Source organism: Methylobacterium sp. WL9 (assembly GCF_008040035.1).
GTDB classification, from domain to species: domain Bacteria; phylum Pseudomonadota; class Alphaproteobacteria; order Rhizobiales; family Beijerinckiaceae; genus Methylobacterium; species Methylobacterium thuringiense.
In genome coordinates, this window is the sequence record NZ_VRVE01000084.1 from 1 (window position 1) to 17406 (window position 17406).

The following is a 17406-nucleotide window of genomic DNA, read 5'->3' on the forward strand; positions in this document are numbered from 1 at the left end:
GTGGTTTGCGGCGCGGCCGGAGCCTCGCGCGGCGGGGCGGCGGCGGGAGCCGGAGCAGCACCAATCGTGCGGCGCTTCACCGTCTCGACCACGACCGACTTGGATCGGCCATGGGAGAAGCTCTGCCGTACCGTGCCCTGCTCGATCGGACGCTTCAGCGTCAGCGGTTTCGCGGGCGCCCTGGTCTGCGTCTTATCGCCCGGTGTCTTCGTATCGCTCATTCAGTCCGAACCCTGGGGGTTTGCATCGTCCCGTCGACCGGCATCCCGAAACTACTCGGGCCGGTCCGTCGTCTCATCGTCGTGCGGATCGGAGGCGGATGCGCCGGCCTGGGCCGGGTTTGCGTCCGCGATCACCGTCGCCACGCCATCAAAAGCGCGGAGCCGACGCCAACGCGCGAGACAGCCGGTCGTGCCAGCCCCCGCGACGAGCGCAGCGTGTATCACATGATCCCGACCCAAGGCCATGTCCAATTCGCTTTCGGACAGGTCATCGATGATCGGGACTTTATAAGTGGAATCGCCCTGCTTGCGCCGCAAGGCCTGACCGATCTTGCGGCGGCCGTCCGCGGCTGCGTCGGAGGCATGGATCACCGCCGCGACTCCGATCCCGCTGCCGATCTGCGCCTCGACCTTGCCGAAGCCCGTGACGACGCAGCCCGACTTGTTGGCCATGGCGATGGCCTGGCGCAGATCGGTGCGCAGGCCCTCGGCGATCCTGTCGGCGGTGTCGGGATGGGCGTCGGCCCGCTCGTTCTTGAAGGCGCGCCGGAACAGGCGGCGCTTCATGGCGAGCTCGACGGTCTCGCGCGTTCCGCTGACCCAGGCGCCGCGGCCCGGAAGGCGGGCGCGCAGGTCGGGGACGACCTCTCCGTCCGGCGACAGCACGAAGCGGATCATCTTGCGCGAGGGCTTGGCCTCGCGCGTGACGATGCAGGTGCGCTCAGCACCCTGCCGGCCCCGGCCGGGGCCGGGGTCGAGTTCCACGTCGCCGTCGATCGTGTCGGTCATGGTCTCCCCTGCCGGACATGCCCTCAGGCGGCCGGCTGCGTCTCGGCGACCTGCTCGGCGTCCTCGCCCTCGACGGCCTCGCCCTCACCCTCGGGCTCCGGCAGCGCCTCGATCCAGCCGGCCTTGAGCCGCGCGGCCATGATCAGACCCTCGGCCTCGGCGCGGGACAGCTCGAAGCCGTCGAGGAAGCCCGCATGGCGGACCGCCTCGGGGCCGCGGCCCTCGGTGTAGCCGACGAGGTCGTCGGTGGCGCAGCCGGCGAGGTCCTCGACGTTCTTAACCTCGTTCTCGCCGAGGGCGACCAGCATCGGCGTGGTGATGCCCTCGATCTCGCGCAGCTCGTCCTCGACCCCGAGTTCGGTCCGGCGTGCGTCGTACTCGGCCTCGATGCGGGCGAGGTAGTCCTGGGCGCGGGCCTGGATCTCGGTGCCTGTCTCCTCGTCGAGGCCCTGGATGTTGGCGAGCTCGGAGGTCTCGACGAAGGCGACTTCCTCCACGTTGCGGAACCCTTCCGCGGCGAGGAGCTGACCGACCGTCTCGTCGACGTCGAGGGCTTCCATGAACACCTGGGTCCGCTCGGCAAACTCCTTCTGGCGGCGCTCGGATTCCTCGGCCTCGGTCAGGATGTCGATGTCCCAGCCGGTGAGCTGCGAGGCGAGACGCACGTTCTGGCCGCGGCGGCCGATCGCCAGCGAGAGCTGGTCGTCGGGCACCACGACCTCGATGCGGTCGGCCTCCTCGTCCAGAACCACCTTGACGACTTCCGCCGGCTGCAGGGCGTTGACGATGAAGGTTGCCTGGTCGACCGACCACGGGATGATGTCGATCTTTTCGCCCTGAAGTTCGCCCACGACGGCCTGGACGCGCGAGCCGCGCATGCCGACGCAGGCGCCGACCGGGTCGATCGAGCCGTCGTTCGAGATCACCGCGATCTTGGCGCGCGAGCCCGGATCGCGGGCGACGGCCTTCACCTCGACGATGCCATCGTAGATTTCGGGCACTTCCTGGCCGAACAGCTTGGCCATGAACTGCGGATGCGAGCGCGAGAGGAAGATCTGCGGCCCGCGCACTTCCGAGCGCACGTCGAACAGGTACGAGCGGATGCGGTCGCCGGGACGGAAGGTCTCGCGCGGGATCATCTCGTCGCGGCGCACGATGCCCTCGCCGCGGCCGAGATCGACGATGACGTTGCCGTACTCGACGCGCTTGACGGTACCGTTGACGATCTCGCCGATGCGATCCTTGTACTCCTCGTACTGGCGGGCACGCTCGGCGTCGCGCACCTTCTGGACGATGACCTGCTTGGCGGACTGCGCCGCGACGCGTCCGAAATCGAAGGGCGGTAGCGTGTCGGAGATCACGTCGCCGACCTGAGCGGCCGGGTTGTAGCGCTTGGCCTGGTCGACGGTGATCTCGCGGGCGTCGTTCTCGATCTCCTCGACGACGAGGAGGTGGCGCGACAGGCGCAGCGCGCCGGTCTTGTTGTCGATCTCGGCATGCACGTCGGTCTCGGCGCCGTAGCGCGAGCGGGCGGCCTTGGCGATCGCCTCTTCCATCGCCTCGATGACGATGATGCGGTCGATCACCTTCTCGCGCGCGACGGCTTCGGCGATCTGGAGGAGTTCGAGCCGGTTGGCGCTGACGACGGCCATGGTGACGGTCCTTCTCTCGGTCGGTCTTGCGGTTCGCCGCGTTCTCGGCGGCAGATCAGGTCAGTGGAGGCTGTCGCGGTTCTTGAGGCGGACGGCCTTCGTGATCGTGGGTTTCGCGCCGTCGGGCCGCGGCTTCGGCACCTTGACGGGCTTGGTCTTCTTCTGTCGGGCGGGCCTGTGCGGGACGGCGCGGACCGGCTCCTCGGCCCCGCCGTCGATCTCCTCGTCGCCGTCCGGCGGAGGCGCTCCGCCCCGGCGAAGCGACTCGCGCACCAGCTCGTCGGTCAGCACCAGATGCGCGTCGGCGAGATTGCGCAGCGGCAGGGCGATCTCGCTCGGCAGTCCGGCCTTCACGTCGGGGAGATGGATCGGAACGGTGGCCCCGTCGGCGCTCGGGACGCCGATGATGCCGCGAAAACGCTTGCGGCCGTCGAGGGGCGCCGTGAGTTCGACCTTGGCCTCGTAGCCGGCCCAGCGCTCGAAATCGGAGGCGCGCACCAGCGGCCGGTCGATGCCAGGCGATGACAGTTCGAGGTAGTAGGCGGTGCCGACCGGGTCGTCGAGGTCGAGAAGCGGCGAGATCGCGCGGCTCACGGTTTCGCAATCGTCGACGCTCATGGTGCCGTCGGGCCGCTCGGCCATGATCTGGACCGTGCAGCCATTGGTGGCGGAGATCTTCACCCGCACGAGCCGGTAGCCCAGCCCTTCGATCGACGCCTCGATCACCTGCGCCACGCGCGCGGCGACGCCGTGTTCGACGATCAATCGCTTCTCGGAAGCGTCCGTCATGTTGTGTCCGAAAGGTCCGAATTCGAAAGAGGATCGCGTCCGGCTGTGCGGCGGGCTCCTGCGATACGGAACAAAAAAAGAGCGGGTCCTTTGGGACCCACTCCCGTACCGCAGCCTGAAACTGCAACCAGAATGTTGGAGCGAGACCTAGCGCCGGAGACGCCGGATTTCAAGCGAATTGCGCGGGGCCCGCGTTCCGGACGACGCTTGCACGGCCTGAGCGTAGCCATACACGTGCCGGCAACCTACCATGGGCTTCGCTTCGGTAGCCCTTTTGCATTCGGGGGAGCCGGGAGCCTGCCGAAGGGGCGACGACGAGCCAGCGATGAATCCGCCAGAGCCCCGACGCCCCGCCGACACCGATCCGCCGTCCGACGACAGCGGCGCATCGCACCACCCGGGCGAGGCCGACCCGCGCCAGGCCGCACGGGAAGCGGCGGGCGCCGCCCGCGTGCTCGTCCGCCAACTCGGGCTGCTCGCCGTCGCGGGATTGCGCGGTGCCGGCCGACGCGGGCGCAGCGCCGGTCGCGCCGCAGGCCCGTTCTTCGCCGGGCTGTCGGCGCGTTCACGCCGGTCGCCGGATCGGTCGGCACCCGAGCCGGGCCCGGAGCGGTCCGCCGCCGCCGGCTCGTGGTTCGCTCGCCTTCGCCAAAGGCCGCGCCTCGCGATCGGCCTCGCCGTCGTGGCGCTGCCGATCCTCGTCCTCGCTGCCCTGGCGCTGGAGGCCTTCGCGACCCTGCCACCCCTCGGCGGCGTGGTCCCGGAAGGCGGGCAGCGGGCGATCACCGTCGAATCCGACGACGGCCGGTCCTTCGCCACGCGGGGCGCCTATCGCGGCGAGCGGCTCACTGCGCCGGACCTGCCCCCGCATCTCGCCCAGGCGATCACGGCGATCGAGGACCGGCGCTTCTACAGCCACTGGGGTATCGACCTGCGCGGCCTCGCCCGCGCCGTCTGGCGCAACGCCACCGGCGGCGGCGTGCGTGAGGGCGGCTCGACCATCACCCAGCAATATGCCCGGCTGACCTCGCTCACCCAGGAGAAGACGCTCCGGCGCAAGATCCAGGAGGCGCTGCTGGCCCTGCGGCTGGAGAGCACGATGTCGAAGCAGGAGATCCTGCTCGGCTACCTCAACACCGCCTATTTCGGGGCCGGCGCCTACGGCATCGATGCGGCGGCGCGGCGCTATTTCGGACATGGTGCCAAGGCGCTGACGCTGTCGGAATCCGCGATGCTGGCGGGCCTCGTGCGTGCGCCCTCGCAGCTCGCCCCGACCCGCAATTTCGGCGGGGCCAAGGAGCGGGCCGACCTCGTGCTCCAGACCATGGTTGAGACGGGCGCGATCACGCGGCCGCAGGCCGATAAGGCCCGCGCCGACAAGCTGACGCTACGCACCCCGCCCGAGACGCCGCCGGGGGCGAACTACTTCATCGACATGGTGGCAGGCGACGCCAAGCGGCTCGCAGGCGAGGCCGGCGACGTCACACTCCGGACCACGCTCAACATCGACCTGCAGAGCCTCGCCCAGGCCACGCTGGCGCGAAAGCTCGACGCCGAGGGCGACAAGAAGAAGGTTGGGCAGGGCGCCCTGATCGCGATGTCGAAGGACGGCGCGATCCTGGCGATGGTCGGCGGGCGCGACTACGAGGACAGCCAGTTCAACCGCGCGACCCAGGCCAAGCGGCAGGCGGGCTCGCTGTTCAAGCTGTTCGTCTATCTCGCCGCCTACGAGGGCGGCTACACGCCGGAAACCGTTCTCGTCGACCGGCCGACGCAGATCGGCGAGTGGGAGCCGCAGAACTCCAACAACCGCTTTCGCGGTGCCCTCCCCTTGCGTTCTGCCTTCGCGCTGTCGGTGAACACCATCGCGGCGCAACTCGGGGACGAGGTCGGCATCCCGAGCGTGATCGCGGCTGCGCGAAAACTCGGCGTGCAGTCGGACTTGCCGAACGTGCCGAGCCTCGCCCTCGGCTCCGCCGACGTGACGCTGCTCGACATGACGCGCGCCTATGCCGGGGTGCTCACCGGAGCGTCTCCCGTCGAGCCGTTCGCGATCCACACGATCCGGGGGAGCGCACCGCAGCCGCTCTACCTGCATGAGGCCAAACCCGCCACCGCGGCGCTGTCGCGCGACGTGCAGACGATGATGCTCGATTCGCTCGAAGCGGTGGTCGAATCCGGGACCGGCAAGGCTGCCCGGCTCCCCGGCATCCCCATCGGCGGCAAGACCGGCACCAGCCAGGACTATCGCGACGCTTGGTTCGTCGGGATCACGCCGGACATGATCGTCGGCGTCTGGGTCGGCAACGACGACAACGCGCCGATGAAGGGCGTCACCGGCGGCGACATCCCGGCCCGCGTCTTCCACGACTTCGTGCAGCGCGCACAGGGCATCCTCAAGGGCAAGAAGCGCCCTGCTCCCTCCGCCGCGAAGGCCGAGCGCGTGCCTGCCGGCGAGATCTCGTCCGGGCCGGTGTCCTCGGATGTCCGTGGCGTAGCCGAGGTGATCGATACCGGGACGCTCACGATCCGCGGCCGCAACGTCAAACTGCTCGGCGTCTCCGGCGAAGGCGGTGCCCTCGCCCGCCAGCTCGCCCGCTACCTGCGCCGCCGCGAGGTCGCCTGCGCACCCGATCCCGCCGGCGGCGCCATGCGCTGCCGCATCGACGGCGACGACCTCGCCTCCCTCATCCTCACCGCCGGCGGCGCTCGCGCGACCGAGGACGCGCCGCAGGATCTGCTGGAGGCGGAGGATCAGGCGCGATCGGAGCGGGCGGGGTTGTGGAGCCGGGAGCGGTGACGGACGAACCACTGGATCGTGATACTGGAAAACAGTATCACTTCCGCGTCAAAGGCAGGCATAGGCCGACGCTCGCGGCGATCTTTGCCGACCCGGTTCGGTCGGGCATCGTCTGGAGCGATATCGAGGCGCTGTTGCAGGCCTGCGGTGCCGAGGTCGAGGAGGGACGCGGTTCGCGGGTTCGGATCGCGCTCAACGGCGTGCGGGCGGTATTCCATCGGCCGCATCCGCAAAAGGAGACCGATAAGGGCGCCGTGAAATCCGTACGGCGCTTCCTCACCGAAGCCGGGATCGAGCCATGACCACGATGACCCACAAGGGCTACGAAGCCGTCGTCGAGTACGACGACGAGGCCGCGTTGTTTCATGGCGAAGTGGTCAACCTGCGCGACGTGGTGACATTCCAGGGCCGGTCCGTCGATGAACTGAAGCAGGCCCTCGCCGACAGCATCGAGGATTATCTCGAATTCTGCGCCAAGCGCGGCGAGGAGCCGGAAAAGCCCTATTCCGGGCAGTTCGTGGTGCGGGTCGAGCCGGTTCTCCACAAGGCCGTGGCGACCTCCGCGAAGCGGGCCGGCATCAGCCTCAACAAATGGGTCGCACAGGTTCTCGAACGCGAGACGGCCTGACCGCTCGGCTTACCGGAACGGCGGCTCGTCGAAGCTCCGCAGCTTTCGCGAGTGCAGGCCGTGCCGGTCGGCGCGAAGGGCATCGAGGGTCGCGAGGCCGATCAGCAGATGCTCCGCCACCGCGCGCTCGTAAAACGCGTTCGCCGCGCCCGGCAGCTTGATCTCGCCGTGCAGCGGCTTGTCGGAAACGCAGAGCAGCGTGCCGTAGGGGACGCGCAGCCGATAGCCCTGGGCGGCGACGGTGCCGCTCTCCATGTCGACGGCGATGCAGCGGCCGAGATTGATCCGGCGGCGCTCCTGGGTGAACCGCAGCTCCCAGTTGCGGTCGTCGTAGGTGACGACGGTGCCGGTGCGCAGCCGCCGCTTGAGCGCGTCGTCCTGCTCGCCGGTGACGGCGGCGGCGGCGTTCTGGAGGGCGATCTGCACCTCGGCGAGCGCCGGCACCGGCACCTCCGGCGGCACGAGGTCGTCGAGGATGCGGTCGAGGCGGAGATAGCCGTGGGCCAGCACGTAGTCGCCGATGGTCTGCGACTGCCGCAGGCCCCCGCAATGGCCGACCATCAGCCAGCAATGCGGGCGCAGCACCGCGAGATGGTCTGTGATCGTCTTCGCATTGGAGGGGCCGACGCCGATATTGACCAGCGTCGTGCCCTGCGGGCTGCCGTCCGCGCCGCGCGCGACGAGATGATAGGCCGGCATCTGGAAGCGGTGCCAGGGCGAGGCCGCGATCAGCGCATCCGGGTCGGCCGTGGCGGCCTCGGCCCGGCTCACGCTGATCCCGCCCGGCAGGACCAGCTTTTCGAAGACGCTGTCGGGGGCAGTCAGCCGATCCAGGCCGTGGCGCACGAAGCCGTCGACGTAGCGGTGGTAGTTCGTCAGCAGGATCCATGGCTGGATCTCGCGCCAATCCGAGCCCGTGTAGTGCACGAGGCGGCGCAGCGAGTAGTCGGTGCGCACCCCGTCGAACAGCGCCAGCGGGCGCGGCGCGTCCGGATGATCCTGCCAGAGCCCGTCGGCGATCTCGTCGCCGACCACCGAGAGCAGCGGCGTCGGGAAATAGGTCGCGAGCTGGCTCGCGGTGACGCCGTTGCGCGTCAGGTCGGCGCCGGGCTCGACGACGTAGGAATACGGAATCTCCTGACCGCTCAGGCCGACTTCGAGCGTCGCGCCGTAGTCGCGCACGAGATGGCGGAGCTGTTCGAGCAGGTAGGGCCGGAAATGCCCCGGCTGCGTCAGCGTGGTGGCATAGGTGCCCGGCGCCTGGAACTTCGCCGTCGCCCGGTTGATCCGCGGAACCGGACCATCCGCGCGGTAGGTCAGGCGCAACTCGGGATAGCGGAACTGCAGCCGTTCGGTCGCATCCGGGGGCACGCCGTCGTCGAGATACCGCTTCAGGGCCGTGCGCAGGGCGGCCGTCGCCCCGTCGAACAAATCCGTGAGCCGATCGACCGCCGTCTCCGGATCGGCGATCTCTGCCATCGGCCGAAGCTCTTCGCTGTCCATGCCCCCTCCGCGTGACTCGGTGCGTGGCTTTACACCCGGGGGCCGGGCGTGGCGACCGCGCGGGCTCTTGCCGTCGCCGCCGGCCGGGCGCACACACCGCCCCCGACCCTGGACCGAGCGTGATCGGATGAAAGACGACGTCGAACGGCGCGCGGGCGAGGAGGCGATCACGCTTCCCGAGACCTACGATGCCGGCCTCCATTTCATCGGCCGCATCCGCACGCCGTGGCAGGCGCGGGGCGATTGCCCGAAGAACGGCACGCAGACCGATGCGGTCTGCACGCTGGTGGTCGATCCGCTCTACGTCCCGGCGCTCCAGAACGTCGACGGCGCCAGCCACCTGATCGTGCTCTACTGGATGGACAGGGCGGCGCGCGAGCTCGTGGTCCAGCAGCCGCGCCACGCCGACGGCAGCCGCGGCACCTTTTCCCTGCGCTCGCCGGCCCGGCCCAATCCGATCGCCGTGGCGGTGGTCGAACGGCTCGGGATCGCGGGTGGCGAGGTTTCCGTGCGCGGCCTCGATTGCCTCGACGGCACGCCGCTCCTCGACATCAAGCCGTACTACGCCTCGACGGATTCGCGGCCGGAGGCGAGCGTGAACCGCTCGGCCACCGCGAAGCCGATCGCGTGAGGCGGGTTTTCGGACTGGCTCTCGCTTTCCTGACGGTCTCGGTCGCGAGCGCCGGGATCGGCTGGGTGCTGCATGCGCCGAAGCACGACGTCGGCGAGTACGCCGTGCATCGCCTCGTGGCGATCCGTCAGCAGCTCGAAGAGGCCGAGCCCGGCTATGTGCTGATCGCCGGCGATTCCCAGGCCGAGTTGCAGAGCCCCTCGGAGCGGGTCTGCGGCGCGCCGATCGTCAACGCGGGCGTCAGCGGTGCCACTGCCGCCGTCTATGCCGGGCTTCTGCCGGAGCTGGAGTTTCCGGTACGTGCCGGGACCGCGATCCTCACGATCGGCACGAACGACCTGATCGGCAAGAAGAAGCCGCTCGCCCCCGACGTCGCGGATCGCTTCGAGCAGGAGGTCGCCGGCATCGTCGCGCGTTTCAAGGCCGTCAGCGACCGCGTTGTGGTCACCGCCGTGCCGCCCCTTGGGCGCGAACTTGCGGACGAGTTCGAGGCGAAGGCGGTCGATGCCTATTCCGAGCGGATCAAGGCGCTCTGCACACGGATCGGCTGTCGCTACGCCGATCCCTTCTCGGAGTTGCGCGATGGCGAGACCGGCTTTGGCCTGCCGGGCGCGAACCGGAACGGACTGCATCTCACGCGCTACCGTCCGATGCTGCGCAATCTCGCGGCCACGCTCTGTCCCGATGCCGCCTCGGCCCCGTGACGGGGTCACGCCGCCACGCGCGCCGGCGGCTTGATCCGGTACCAGCCGACATAGAGCGCCGGCAGGAACAGCAGCGTCAGCAGGGTCGCGGCGAGGATGCCGCCGATCATCGCGTAGGCCATCGGTCCCCAGAACACCTCGCGGGCGATGGGGATCAGGCCGAGGCTGGCCGCGGCTGCGGTCAGCAGGATCGGCCGCATGCGGTGGCGCGTCGCCTCGATCACGGCGTCCCAAGGCTCCAGCCCCTCGGCCTCGGATTCCTCGATCTGGCTCACCAGGATCAGCGCATTGCGGATGATGATGCCGATCAAGGCGAGGATGCCGAGGATCGCTACGAAGCCCATCGGCTTGTCGAAGAGCAGCAAGGCCGGCACCACACCGATCAGGCCGAGCGGCGCGACGGAAAACACCAAAAAGAGCTTCTGGAAGCTCTGGAGCTGGATCATCAGCAGCGTCGCCATGGCGAGGATCATCACCGGCACCACGGCGGCGATCGGCCCCTGGCCCTTGCCGGCCTCCTCGACCGCGCCGCCGGTGGCCAGCGTGTAGCCCTCCGGCAGGGCCTTTACGAAGGCGTCGATGCCCGGCTGCAGGGCGGCGACGATGGTCGGCGGTTGGGTGGTGTCCTTGATCGTGGCGCGCACGGTCAGCGTCGCCACGCGGTCGCGCCGCCAGACGATCGGCTGTTCGAGGTCGTAGTCGATCTTGGCAAAGGACAGCACCGGCACGACAGAGCCGTTCGAGAGGGCGACCTGCAGGCTCTGCAGGGTTTCGAGCGAAGTCCGCTCAATGGTCTGCGCGCGGCCGACCACGTTCACGAGGTAGATCGAATCGCGCACCTGGGTGATCGCCTGGCCGCCGACGACGCCGTTGAGGATGCCGGCGATGTCCTGACTGGTGACGCCGAGCTGGCGCGCCTTGTCCTGCAGGATCTCGACACGGAGGACCTTGCCCGGCTCGTTCCAGTCGAAGGTCGGGTAGGCCAAGCGCTTGTCGGCGGCGACCACGTCGGCGAGCCCCAGCGCGAGGCGGCGCACCTCCTGGATGTCGGGGCCGCTGAGCCGGTACTGAACCGGGCGTCCCACCGGCGGGCCGAGGTTCAGCGCCTGCACCATCACGTCGATGCCGACGAAGTCGCGCCGGCCGATCTGCTGCAGCCTGGCGACGACCTTGTCGCGAACCTCGAGCGACTTCGTCACGATGACGGCCTGCCCGTAGAAGGCGTTGGCGAGCTGCTGGTCGAGGGGCAGGTAGAAGCGCACCGCGCCCTGGCCGACATAGGACGACCAGCGCACGATGTCCGGATCGCCCTTCAGCTCCGCCTCGAAGCGGTCCATCTGCGCCTTGGTCTCGGCGATGGTGGCGTTCTGCGGCAGGGTCAGGTCGACGAGCACTTCGCTGCGGTCCGAGGATGGAAAGAATTGCTGTTGGACGTGGGTCATGCCGAAGACGGCTGCGCCCATCAGCCCGATGCAGATCAGCACCGTGATCCAGCGCAGGCGCATCGCGATCTTGAGCACGGCGAGGAAGGCGCGGGTGAACAGCCCGCGCTTCTCTGCGTGATGCTTCATCGTCTTGGGCAGCAGCGTCACGCCGAGCAACGGCGCGAACAGCACCGCGACGACCCAGGACACTGAGAGCGCGGCCGCGATCACCACGAAGAGGGAGTAGGTGTACTCGCCGGCCGAAGACCCGTTGAAGCCGATCGGCAGGAAGCCGGCGATGGTCACCAGCGTGCCGGTCAGCATCGGGAATGCGGTGGATGTGTAGGCGAAGGTTGCAGCCTTCTTGAGGCTGTCGCCGAGTTCGAGCCGCGCCACCATCATCTCGACGGTGATCATGGCATCGTCGACCAGCAGCCCGAGGGCGATGATGAGTGCGCCGAGGGAGATGCGCTGCAGCGTCACCCCCATCACCTGCATCACCACGAACACGATCGCGAGGACGAGCGGGATCGAGATCGCCACCACGAAGCCGGCGCGCAGCCCGAGGCTGACGAAGCTCACGAACAGCACGATCACCACCGCCTCGACGAGAGCCTGGGTGAAGCCGCCCACCGCCTCCTCGACGATCTTCGGCTGGTCCGACACGAGGTGCACGCCGACGCCGATCGGCAGCTTCGCCTCGATCCTGCGCATCCGCTCCTTCAGGTTCTCGCCGAACTTCAGCAGGTTGGCGTTCGGGCGCATGGCGATGGCGAGGCCGATGGCCGGCTCGCCGTTGACCCGGAACATCGCGGCCGGCGGGTCCTCGTAGCCGCGATGGATCTCGGCGACGTCGGCCAGCCGAAAGAAGCGGTCGTTGAAGCGCAGGTTGACGTTCTTCAGCGACTCTTCCGAGGTGAACTGGCCACTGACACGCAAGGAAACGCGCTCCGGACCGGCCTGGACCACGCCGGAGGCCGCGACCGCGTTCTGGGATTGCAGGGCCTTGATCAGCGCCTGCAGGTCGATGCCGAAGCCGGCGAGCTTGCGGGTGGAGAAGTCGAGATAGACCGTCTCGACCTGCGTCCCCATCAGCAGGGTCTTGCCGATGTCGGGCACCTTCAGGATCTCGGTGCGCACGCCCTCGACGTAGTCGCGCAGCTGCCGGTGGGTCAGCCCATCCCCGGTGAAGGCGTAGACGTTGCCGTAGACATCGCCGAACTCGTCGTTGAACGAGGGGCCCTCGACGCCTTCGGGGAAGGTGTACTTGATGTCGCCGAGCCGCTTGCGGACCTGGTAGAAGGCGGGCTGGATCTCCTCCTTCTTCGTGGTGTCCTTGAACTGCACGAACACCGTCGCCTGGCCCGGCGTCGTGTAGCTGCGGACGTAGTCCAGCGCGTTGATCTGCTGCAGCTCCTTCTCGATCCGGTCGGTCACCTGATCGAGGGTGTCCTTGATCGTGGCGCCGGGCCATTTCGCCTGGACGACCATGGTCTTGATGGCGAAGGGCGGGTCCTCCTCGCGGCCGAGGCGCGAATACGACATCACGCCGGCCAACAGGCAGACAAGCATCAGGAACCAGACGAGGGAGCGGTGCCGCAGCGCCCAGTCGGACAGGTTGAACGAACTCACGGAGGTCTCCGGCGTGCCGGGTGCGGGGTCGCTCACGGGATGGGCTCACCAACGCGGACGGTCTGGCCGTCGCCGAGGGAATGAACGCCCGCGACGACGACGCGCTCGCCGTCATTCACGCCGCCGCTGAGGCTGACACGCTCGGCATCGCGTTCGCCGACGGTGACGTCGCGGCGCTCGACATGGGCCGGCGCATCCTTCGCGGCTTCCGGCACGATCCAGACGGAAGCGCGCCCATCGGCCTCCAGCAGGGCCGTCGGCGGCAACACGAAGCGGGGCTCGGTGGAGCGTTTCAGGCCCACCGTTATCGTCGCGCCGAGGCGGAAGGCGGTGGGCGGGTCGATCAGGGTCAGCTTGATGCGCCGGGTCCGGGTGCCCTGGTCGGCGAAGGGCGCGATCTCGCGGACCTTGGCCATTGCGGTGATCTCCGGCGCGCTCTGCAGCGAGATCGTGAAGCGCCCCTCGCGCGGCATGGTGCCGACGAGGTCCTCGGGGATGTCGACCACCGCCTCGCGCACCTCGGGCCGGGCGACCGTCACCACGGCCTGCCCGGCGCTCAGCACCTGCCCGACCTCGGCGAGACGCTGGGTGACGACGCCGTCGAAATCGGCGTGCAACTCGGTGTAGCCCATCTGGTCGCGCGCCCGCTGCAGGCTGGCCATCGCCTGGGCCAGGCGCGCCTGCGAGGTGTCGCGGCCGGCGGTGGAGGAATCCATCTGCGCCTGGGTAACGTTGCCGCCCTCCATCAGGCGGCGCTGGCGCGCCTCGGTGGCGGCGGCGTTCTCGGCCTGGGCCTTGGCGTCGGCGACGTCTGCCTCGGCACGGGTCAGGGCGAAGCGCGTCACCACTGGGTCGAGGGTTGCCAGCCTCTGGCCCTTCTTGACCACATCGCCGACGGTGACGTCGCGCGCGGCGACCCGGCCGCCGATCTGGAAGCCGAGCTGCGACTGGTAGCGCGGCTCGACCGTGCCGGCGAAGGGGCCGAACATCACGGTGTCCGTGCGCTTGGCGATGGTGACGAGCACCGGCCGGATCGGCGCCGGCTCCTTCGCCTCCTCGGAAGGTTTGCAGGCCGACAGCAGCAGGGCGCAGAACGGCAGCGCGAGCAGGAACCTCATTTCGCGATGCCCCCGGCGTTTTTGGCAATGCCGTCGGCCTTGGCATCCGCTACCGCGACGCTCTGGCCGGGCCGCAGGAACTGGATGCCGGCGGTGACCACCGACTCGCCTTGCTCGACGCCGGAGGCGAGCGCGATCGTGTCGAAGGCGTAGCGCTCGATGGTGACGAGGCGCGGCGACACCGTCCCGGCCTTCCGGTCGTAGATCCACACTGCCGGCTTGTTCTCCCAACGGTAGAGCGCCGACCAGGGCAGCACGACGGCCTCCTGGGCCTTGAAGCGTCCGCGCCCGATCACGACGGCTCCGAGAGTCATCGCCGCGGGAGTCTCCGCGAGGCCGATCTTCACCCGCACCGTGCCCGAGGCCTGATCGACCGAGGGCGAGATTTCGCGCACCGTGCCCGTGGTGGTGACCTTGGGGTCGGCCTGCAGCGCGATCGCCACCGTCTTGCTCGCGGGTGGGTTCGCCGGCAGCGCCTCGTAGACGTTGAAGACCGCGTCGCGCGGCCCGTCCTGGGCCAGCACCAGCACGGTCTGTCCGGCCTGGACCACCTGCCCGGTCTCGAAGCTGCGGCTCAGGATGATGCCGGCGACGCCCGAGCGCAGGTCGGTGTAGGAGAACTGCTCCTTGGCGGACCCGAGCTGCGCCTTGGCCGAATCGACGGCGGCCTGCGTCGTACGCAACTGCTGCTCGGCTGCGTCGTAGGAGGGCCGCGTGGTGTAGCCGCCGCTCAGCAACTGCTCCTGGCGCTTGAAGGCGACCTTGGCCTGCGTCAGCAAGGCCTCCGCCGAGACGAGAGCCGCCTTGGCCGTGTCGAGATTGGCCTGCTGCTCCTGCGGATCGAGCTTCGCCAGCACCTGATCCGCCGCGACGTGGTCGCCGACCTCGACGAGGCGCGTCGCGATCTTGCCGTTGGTGCGGAAGGCGACGTTGGTCTGGGCCTGGGCCTGGATGTCGCCGGTGAACACGATGTCTGATGCCACCGCCGTGCGCTGCGCCTCGACAACCCGCACGAGCACGACGGAGATGTTGTCGGGGTCGCGCTCGGCCGCGGTGTCCGACGCGGCCCAGGCGCCGACGCCCGCAAACAGCAGCGCGGCGAGCATGACGGAAGGACCTAGTCTGAAAGGGCTCGAAGGCATGGGACGGGGTCCGCGGCTTTCGGATCCGGAAGCATCTATCGTCGCCATCCCATATCCGCTAGATTACCGACCGTCCAGACGGTTTGTAGAAGGTCAGCCCGTGGAGTCGAAGGCACGCCGCCGCCGCGAGGATCGTCCTGAGATCATTCTCGATGCTGCCGAGGGCGTGCTCCGCGGCCTCGGCGCACGCGGGCTGACGATCGACGCCGTCGCTGCAGAGGCCGGCTTGAGCAAGGGCGGCGTGCTGCACCATTACGCTTCCAAGGATGCGCTGATCTGCGCGCTCGTGACGCGCAAGCTCCGCCGGCTTCGAGAGGGAATTGCCGGCCATGAGGCCCGCCAGCAGCCGGAGTCGGCCTCGCCGCCGCTGGCGATGGTCGCCAACGCCCGCCAGACCTACGGCGAGGAGCACGGCTTCCCCCGCGCCCTGCTGCTCGCATCCGCCGAAACGCCGGACGCGCTCGCCGACTTTCGCGGGTTCATCGCCGAGAGGCTGGCCCTGATGTCCGACGCCGAGGGACGGCCGGGAGCAGGCGCCGTGCTGCTTTTCGCGATCGTCGGGTTGATGATCGGGCGCACGCTGGGCTTCCACGACCTCTCCGGCGAGGAGGCCGACCGGATCTTCGACGCCCTCGACGCAGCCGCGCGAGACCTCCCCAATCCGTAGGGGCATCTCGGCCTTCAGCCGTCGGCGCGCCGCTCGAGCCACAGGCTTCCGCCGGGATTGTTCAGGAAAGCCGGACAGGTCCGAGCGATCAGACCCGCCTCGTTCTTTGCCAGGAAATCGTTGAACATCACGATGCGCCACTGCGCGTTGCCGCAGAGGAACGCGCGCAGGGCGTAGATTTCGTTCCAGGCCCGGTTCTCGTCCACGGCCCAGGATCGCGGATATTCGAAGGGCCAGAACACGTCGTGGACATGCACGAAGACGCCCGGTGCGATCCTGGGCAGGATCTCGAGGAGTTCGTGGGTGACGTCGCTGCCCGTCCTTAAGACATGCGTCGAATCGATGAAGAGGATGTCGCCGGCCACCAAGGTCTCGAAGAGCGGCAGCGGAACGGTTTGGATGCCGCTTTCGATGATGTGGAAGGGCGATCCGGGCGTGCCGACCGTTTCGCGCAACAGTTCGGGATACGGCTCGATGCAGGTGACCTCGCAGCCAGACTCCAGAAACCGCTCGTTGGTGTCGACGATACAGGCGGAGGACCAGCCGCTGCCGACCTCGATCAGGCGTTTCGGCCGGATGTGGCGCAGCAGCGCGTGCAGCACCAATCCGTCTCCCCAGGAATAGGCGCCGTTGTCGTACCGGTAGCGAAGCCCCGGTTTGGCTTCGAACGCGAACGGCGCGCTCTGCAGGTGCGGAACGAGTTCGGTCCAGAGCCTGACCATGGCGGCGCGGTCGAGATCGATTCCCGGCAGCGCCTCAGGATTGGGGTCCATGGCCGCGAGATGCCGTTCGACCTCGGCGCGCGGCGGTATCGGCGAGTAGTAATGGCCCGCGGGCACGAATTGGCGATCCCTGCCCGCTTCGCCCAGCCTCCTGAGTTCGGTGAAGAACGCCGGGAGGGAGGCTCCCCGCGCGAGATCGTGCGTGTGCAGGGCCAACTCGCTCTCGGTCGGATCGCGGTCGCAGATGCCCCGGAAGGCATCACGCACGACGCCGCCGAGCGAAGGCCGATGCTTCTTTCGGGAGAAGATCCGTTTGAGCGAGTACGGCATGCCGCATTGAACCTATCGAACGATCCGCTTCGGGATGAACTGCTTCAGGCGAGTGCCGCCATCGCCTCGAAGACCAGGGCGTGCCGAGCCGCGAGCGCATCGACGTCGGTGTCGTAGCCGCCGCCGATCACCGAGACGAGGGGAATGCCGCGCGAGCGTGCCTGGCCGACCACGAAACGGTCGCGTGCGGCGAGGCCGTCGTCGCTGAGGCTCAGCCGCCCGAGCCGGTCGTCGCGGTGCGGATCGACGCCGGCATTGTAGAATACGAGATCCGGGGCCAGCGTCTCGATCAGCGGCGGCAACCGCGCTTCGAGCACCGCGAGATAGCCGGCATCGTCGAGGTCGTCCGGCAAACCGATGTCGAGATCCCCGGGCACCTTGGGCAACGGATAGTTGCGCTCGGCGTGGATCGAGAGCGCGAACAGGTCCGGCTCGCCCGACAGGCAGTCGGCGGTGCCATCGCCCTGGTGGACGTCGAGATCGACGATCAACACCCGCTGCACCGCGCCCTCGCGCTTCAAGGCGAGAGCCGCCACGGCGACGTCGTTGAAGATGCAGAAGCCGCGTCCGCCGTCCCGTCGCGCATGGTGGCTGCCGCCGGCCGCGCTCCCTGCGAGGCCGTGCGTCAGGGCGAGCCGTGCCGCGGCGAGCGTG

Annotated in this window: 16 protein-coding genes; 6 read left to right on the forward strand and 10 right to left on the reverse strand. The window is 68.9% G+C overall.

Going from position 1 to position 17406, the window contains the following annotated elements; genetic code table 11:
* The 4 genes from FV217_RS18580 to rimP form a co-directional block, all read right to left on the reverse strand.
* On the reverse strand, positions 1-221 hold a 221-nt coding region (locus FV217_RS18580; RefSeq protein ID WP_147818686.1), incomplete at its 3' end, for a translation initiation factor IF-2 associated domain-containing protein.
* A gap of 51 nt (positions 222-272) precedes the next feature.
* Positions 273-1010, reverse strand: coding sequence for an RNA-binding protein (locus FV217_RS18585; protein WP_147818688.1), 738 nt, complete (start codon positions 1008-1010; stop codon positions 273-275).
* A 23-nt stretch (positions 1011-1033) separates the two neighbouring features.
* Positions 1034-2662: a transcription termination factor NusA gene (gene nusA, locus FV217_RS18590; RefSeq protein WP_147818690.1), complete on the reverse strand. Its 1629-nt coding sequence runs from the start codon at positions 2660-2662 to the stop codon at positions 1034-1036.
* 60 nt (positions 2663-2722) lie between these two features.
* On the reverse strand, positions 2723-3451 hold the full coding sequence (gene rimP, locus FV217_RS18595) for a ribosome maturation factor RimP (protein WP_147818692.1): 729 nt from the start codon (positions 3449-3451) through the stop codon (positions 2723-2725).
* 325 nt (positions 3452-3776) lie between these two features.
* On the opposite strand from rimP, the gene FV217_RS18600 reads away from it, so the two are divergent.
* From FV217_RS18600 to FV217_RS18610, 3 genes are read left to right on the forward strand one after another with little or no spacing between them, the layout of a single operon-like run.
* Positions 3777-6251, forward strand: coding sequence for a PBP1A family penicillin-binding protein (locus FV217_RS18600; protein ID WP_147818694.1), 2475 nt, complete (start codon positions 3777-3779; stop codon positions 6249-6251).
* Positions 6233-6553: a type II toxin-antitoxin system HicA family toxin gene (locus FV217_RS18605; RefSeq protein WP_306424639.1), complete on the forward strand. Its 321-nt coding sequence runs from the start codon at positions 6233-6235 to the stop codon at positions 6551-6553. Before FV217_RS18600 ends, FV217_RS18605 begins: the two co-directional genes overlap by 19 nt.
* A complete protein-coding gene (locus tag FV217_RS18610) occupies positions 6550-6879 on the forward strand; it encodes a type II toxin-antitoxin system HicB family antitoxin (RefSeq protein WP_210245152.1) in 330 nt (109 codons plus the stop codon). Before FV217_RS18605 ends, FV217_RS18610 begins: the two co-directional genes overlap by 4 nt.
* A gap of 9 nt (positions 6880-6888) precedes the next feature.
* On the opposite strand, the gene FV217_RS18615 is transcribed toward FV217_RS18610, so the two are convergent.
* A complete protein-coding gene (locus FV217_RS18615; protein ID WP_147818696.1) occupies positions 6889-8382 on the reverse strand; it encodes an AMP nucleosidase in 1494 nt (497 codons plus the stop codon).
* A 127-nt stretch (positions 8383-8509) separates the two neighbouring features.
* On the opposite strand from FV217_RS18615, the gene tsaA reads away from it, so the two are divergent.
* Both tsaA and FV217_RS18625 read left to right on the forward strand, forming a co-directional pair.
* Complete coding sequence (gene tsaA / locus FV217_RS18620; protein ID WP_147818698.1) at positions 8510-9013, forward strand: tRNA (N6-threonylcarbamoyladenosine(37)-N6)-methyltransferase TrmO; 504 nt, start codon at positions 8510-8512, stop codon at positions 9011-9013.
* The gene (locus tag FV217_RS18625) at positions 9010-9717 is read left to right on the forward strand and encodes an SGNH/GDSL hydrolase family protein (RefSeq protein ID WP_246682945.1); all 708 of its coding nucleotides are present in this window, start codon (positions 9010-9012) and stop codon (positions 9715-9717) included. Before tsaA ends, FV217_RS18625 begins: the two co-directional genes overlap by 4 nt.
* A 5-nt stretch (positions 9718-9722) precedes the next feature.
* Here FV217_RS18625 and FV217_RS18630 read toward each other — a convergent pair whose 3' ends face one another.
* The 3 genes from FV217_RS18630 to FV217_RS18640 are packed head-to-tail and all read right to left on the reverse strand — an operon-like array spanning position 9723 to position 14997.
* Positions 9723-12773: an efflux RND transporter permease subunit gene (locus FV217_RS18630; protein ID WP_147818716.1), complete on the reverse strand. Its 3051-nt coding sequence runs from the start codon at positions 12771-12773 to the stop codon at positions 9723-9725.
* 32 nt (positions 12774-12805) lie between these two features.
* Positions 12806-13891: an efflux RND transporter periplasmic adaptor subunit gene (locus FV217_RS18635; RefSeq protein ID WP_147818700.1), complete on the reverse strand. Its 1086-nt coding sequence runs from the start codon at positions 13889-13891 to the stop codon at positions 12806-12808.
* The gene (locus tag FV217_RS18640; RefSeq protein WP_147818702.1) at positions 13888-14997 is read right to left on the reverse strand and encodes an efflux RND transporter periplasmic adaptor subunit; all 1110 of its coding nucleotides are present in this window, start codon (positions 14995-14997) and stop codon (positions 13888-13890) included. Before FV217_RS18640 ends, FV217_RS18635 begins: the two co-directional genes overlap by 4 nt.
* Before the next feature lie 136 nt (positions 14998-15133).
* Here FV217_RS18640 and FV217_RS18645 point away from each other — a divergent pair, with 136 nt between their 5' ends.
* Positions 15134-15700 carry a TetR/AcrR family transcriptional regulator gene (locus tag FV217_RS18645; protein WP_147818704.1) on the forward strand — a complete coding sequence of 189 codons (567 nt, stop codon included), beginning with the start codon at positions 15134-15136 and terminating at the stop codon, positions 15698-15700.
* A 14-nt stretch (positions 15701-15714) separates the two neighbouring features.
* Here FV217_RS18645 and FV217_RS18650 read toward each other — a convergent pair whose 3' ends face one another.
* Together FV217_RS18650 and FV217_RS18655 are read right to left on the reverse strand one after the other, a co-directional pair.
* Complete coding sequence (locus FV217_RS18650; protein ID WP_147818706.1) at positions 15715-16752, reverse strand: class I SAM-dependent methyltransferase; 1038 nt, start codon at positions 16750-16752, stop codon at positions 15715-15717.
* A gap of 44 nt (positions 16753-16796) precedes the next feature.
* Positions 16797-17406, reverse strand: a 610-nt coding sequence (locus FV217_RS18655; RefSeq protein ID WP_147818708.1) for a histone deacetylase, incomplete at its 5' end; no start/stop codon positions are given.

Bases quoted from the DNA above. Each gene is read 5' to 3' on its own strand.
- FV217_RS18615 (WP_147818696.1), bottom strand. From the start codon at position 8,382: ATGGACAGCGAAGAGCTTCGGCCGATGGCAGAGATCGCCGATCCGGAG.
- rimP (WP_147818692.1), bottom strand. From the start codon at position 3,451: ATGACGGACGCTTCCGAGAAGCGATTGATCGTCGAACACGGCGTCGCC.
- FV217_RS18640 (WP_147818702.1), bottom strand. From the start codon at position 14,997: ATGCTCGCCGCGCTGCTGTTTGCGGGCGTCGGCGCCTGGGCCGCGTCG.
- FV217_RS18650 (WP_147818706.1), bottom strand. From the start codon at position 16,752: ATGCCGTACTCGCTCAAACGGATCTTCTCCCGAAAGAAGCATCGGCCT.
- tsaA (WP_147818698.1), top strand. From the start codon at position 8,510: ATGAAAGACGACGTCGAACGGCGCGCGGGCGAGGAGGCGATCACGCTT.
- nusA (WP_147818690.1), bottom strand. From the start codon at position 2,662: ATGGCCGTCGTCAGCGCCAACCGGCTCGAACTCCTCCAGATCGCCGAA.
- FV217_RS18600 (WP_147818694.1), top strand. From the start codon at position 3,777: ATGAATCCGCCAGAGCCCCGACGCCCCGCCGACACCGATCCGCCGTCC.
- FV217_RS18610 (WP_210245152.1), top strand. From the start codon at position 6,550: ATGACCACGATGACCCACAAGGGCTACGAAGCCGTCGTCGAGTACGAC.
- FV217_RS18635 (WP_147818700.1), bottom strand. From the start codon at position 13,891: ATGAGGTTCCTGCTCGCGCTGCCGTTCTGCGCCCTGCTGCTGTCGGCC.
- FV217_RS18585 (WP_147818688.1), bottom strand. From the start codon at position 1,010: ATGACCGACACGATCGACGGCGACGTGGAACTCGACCCCGGCCCCGGC.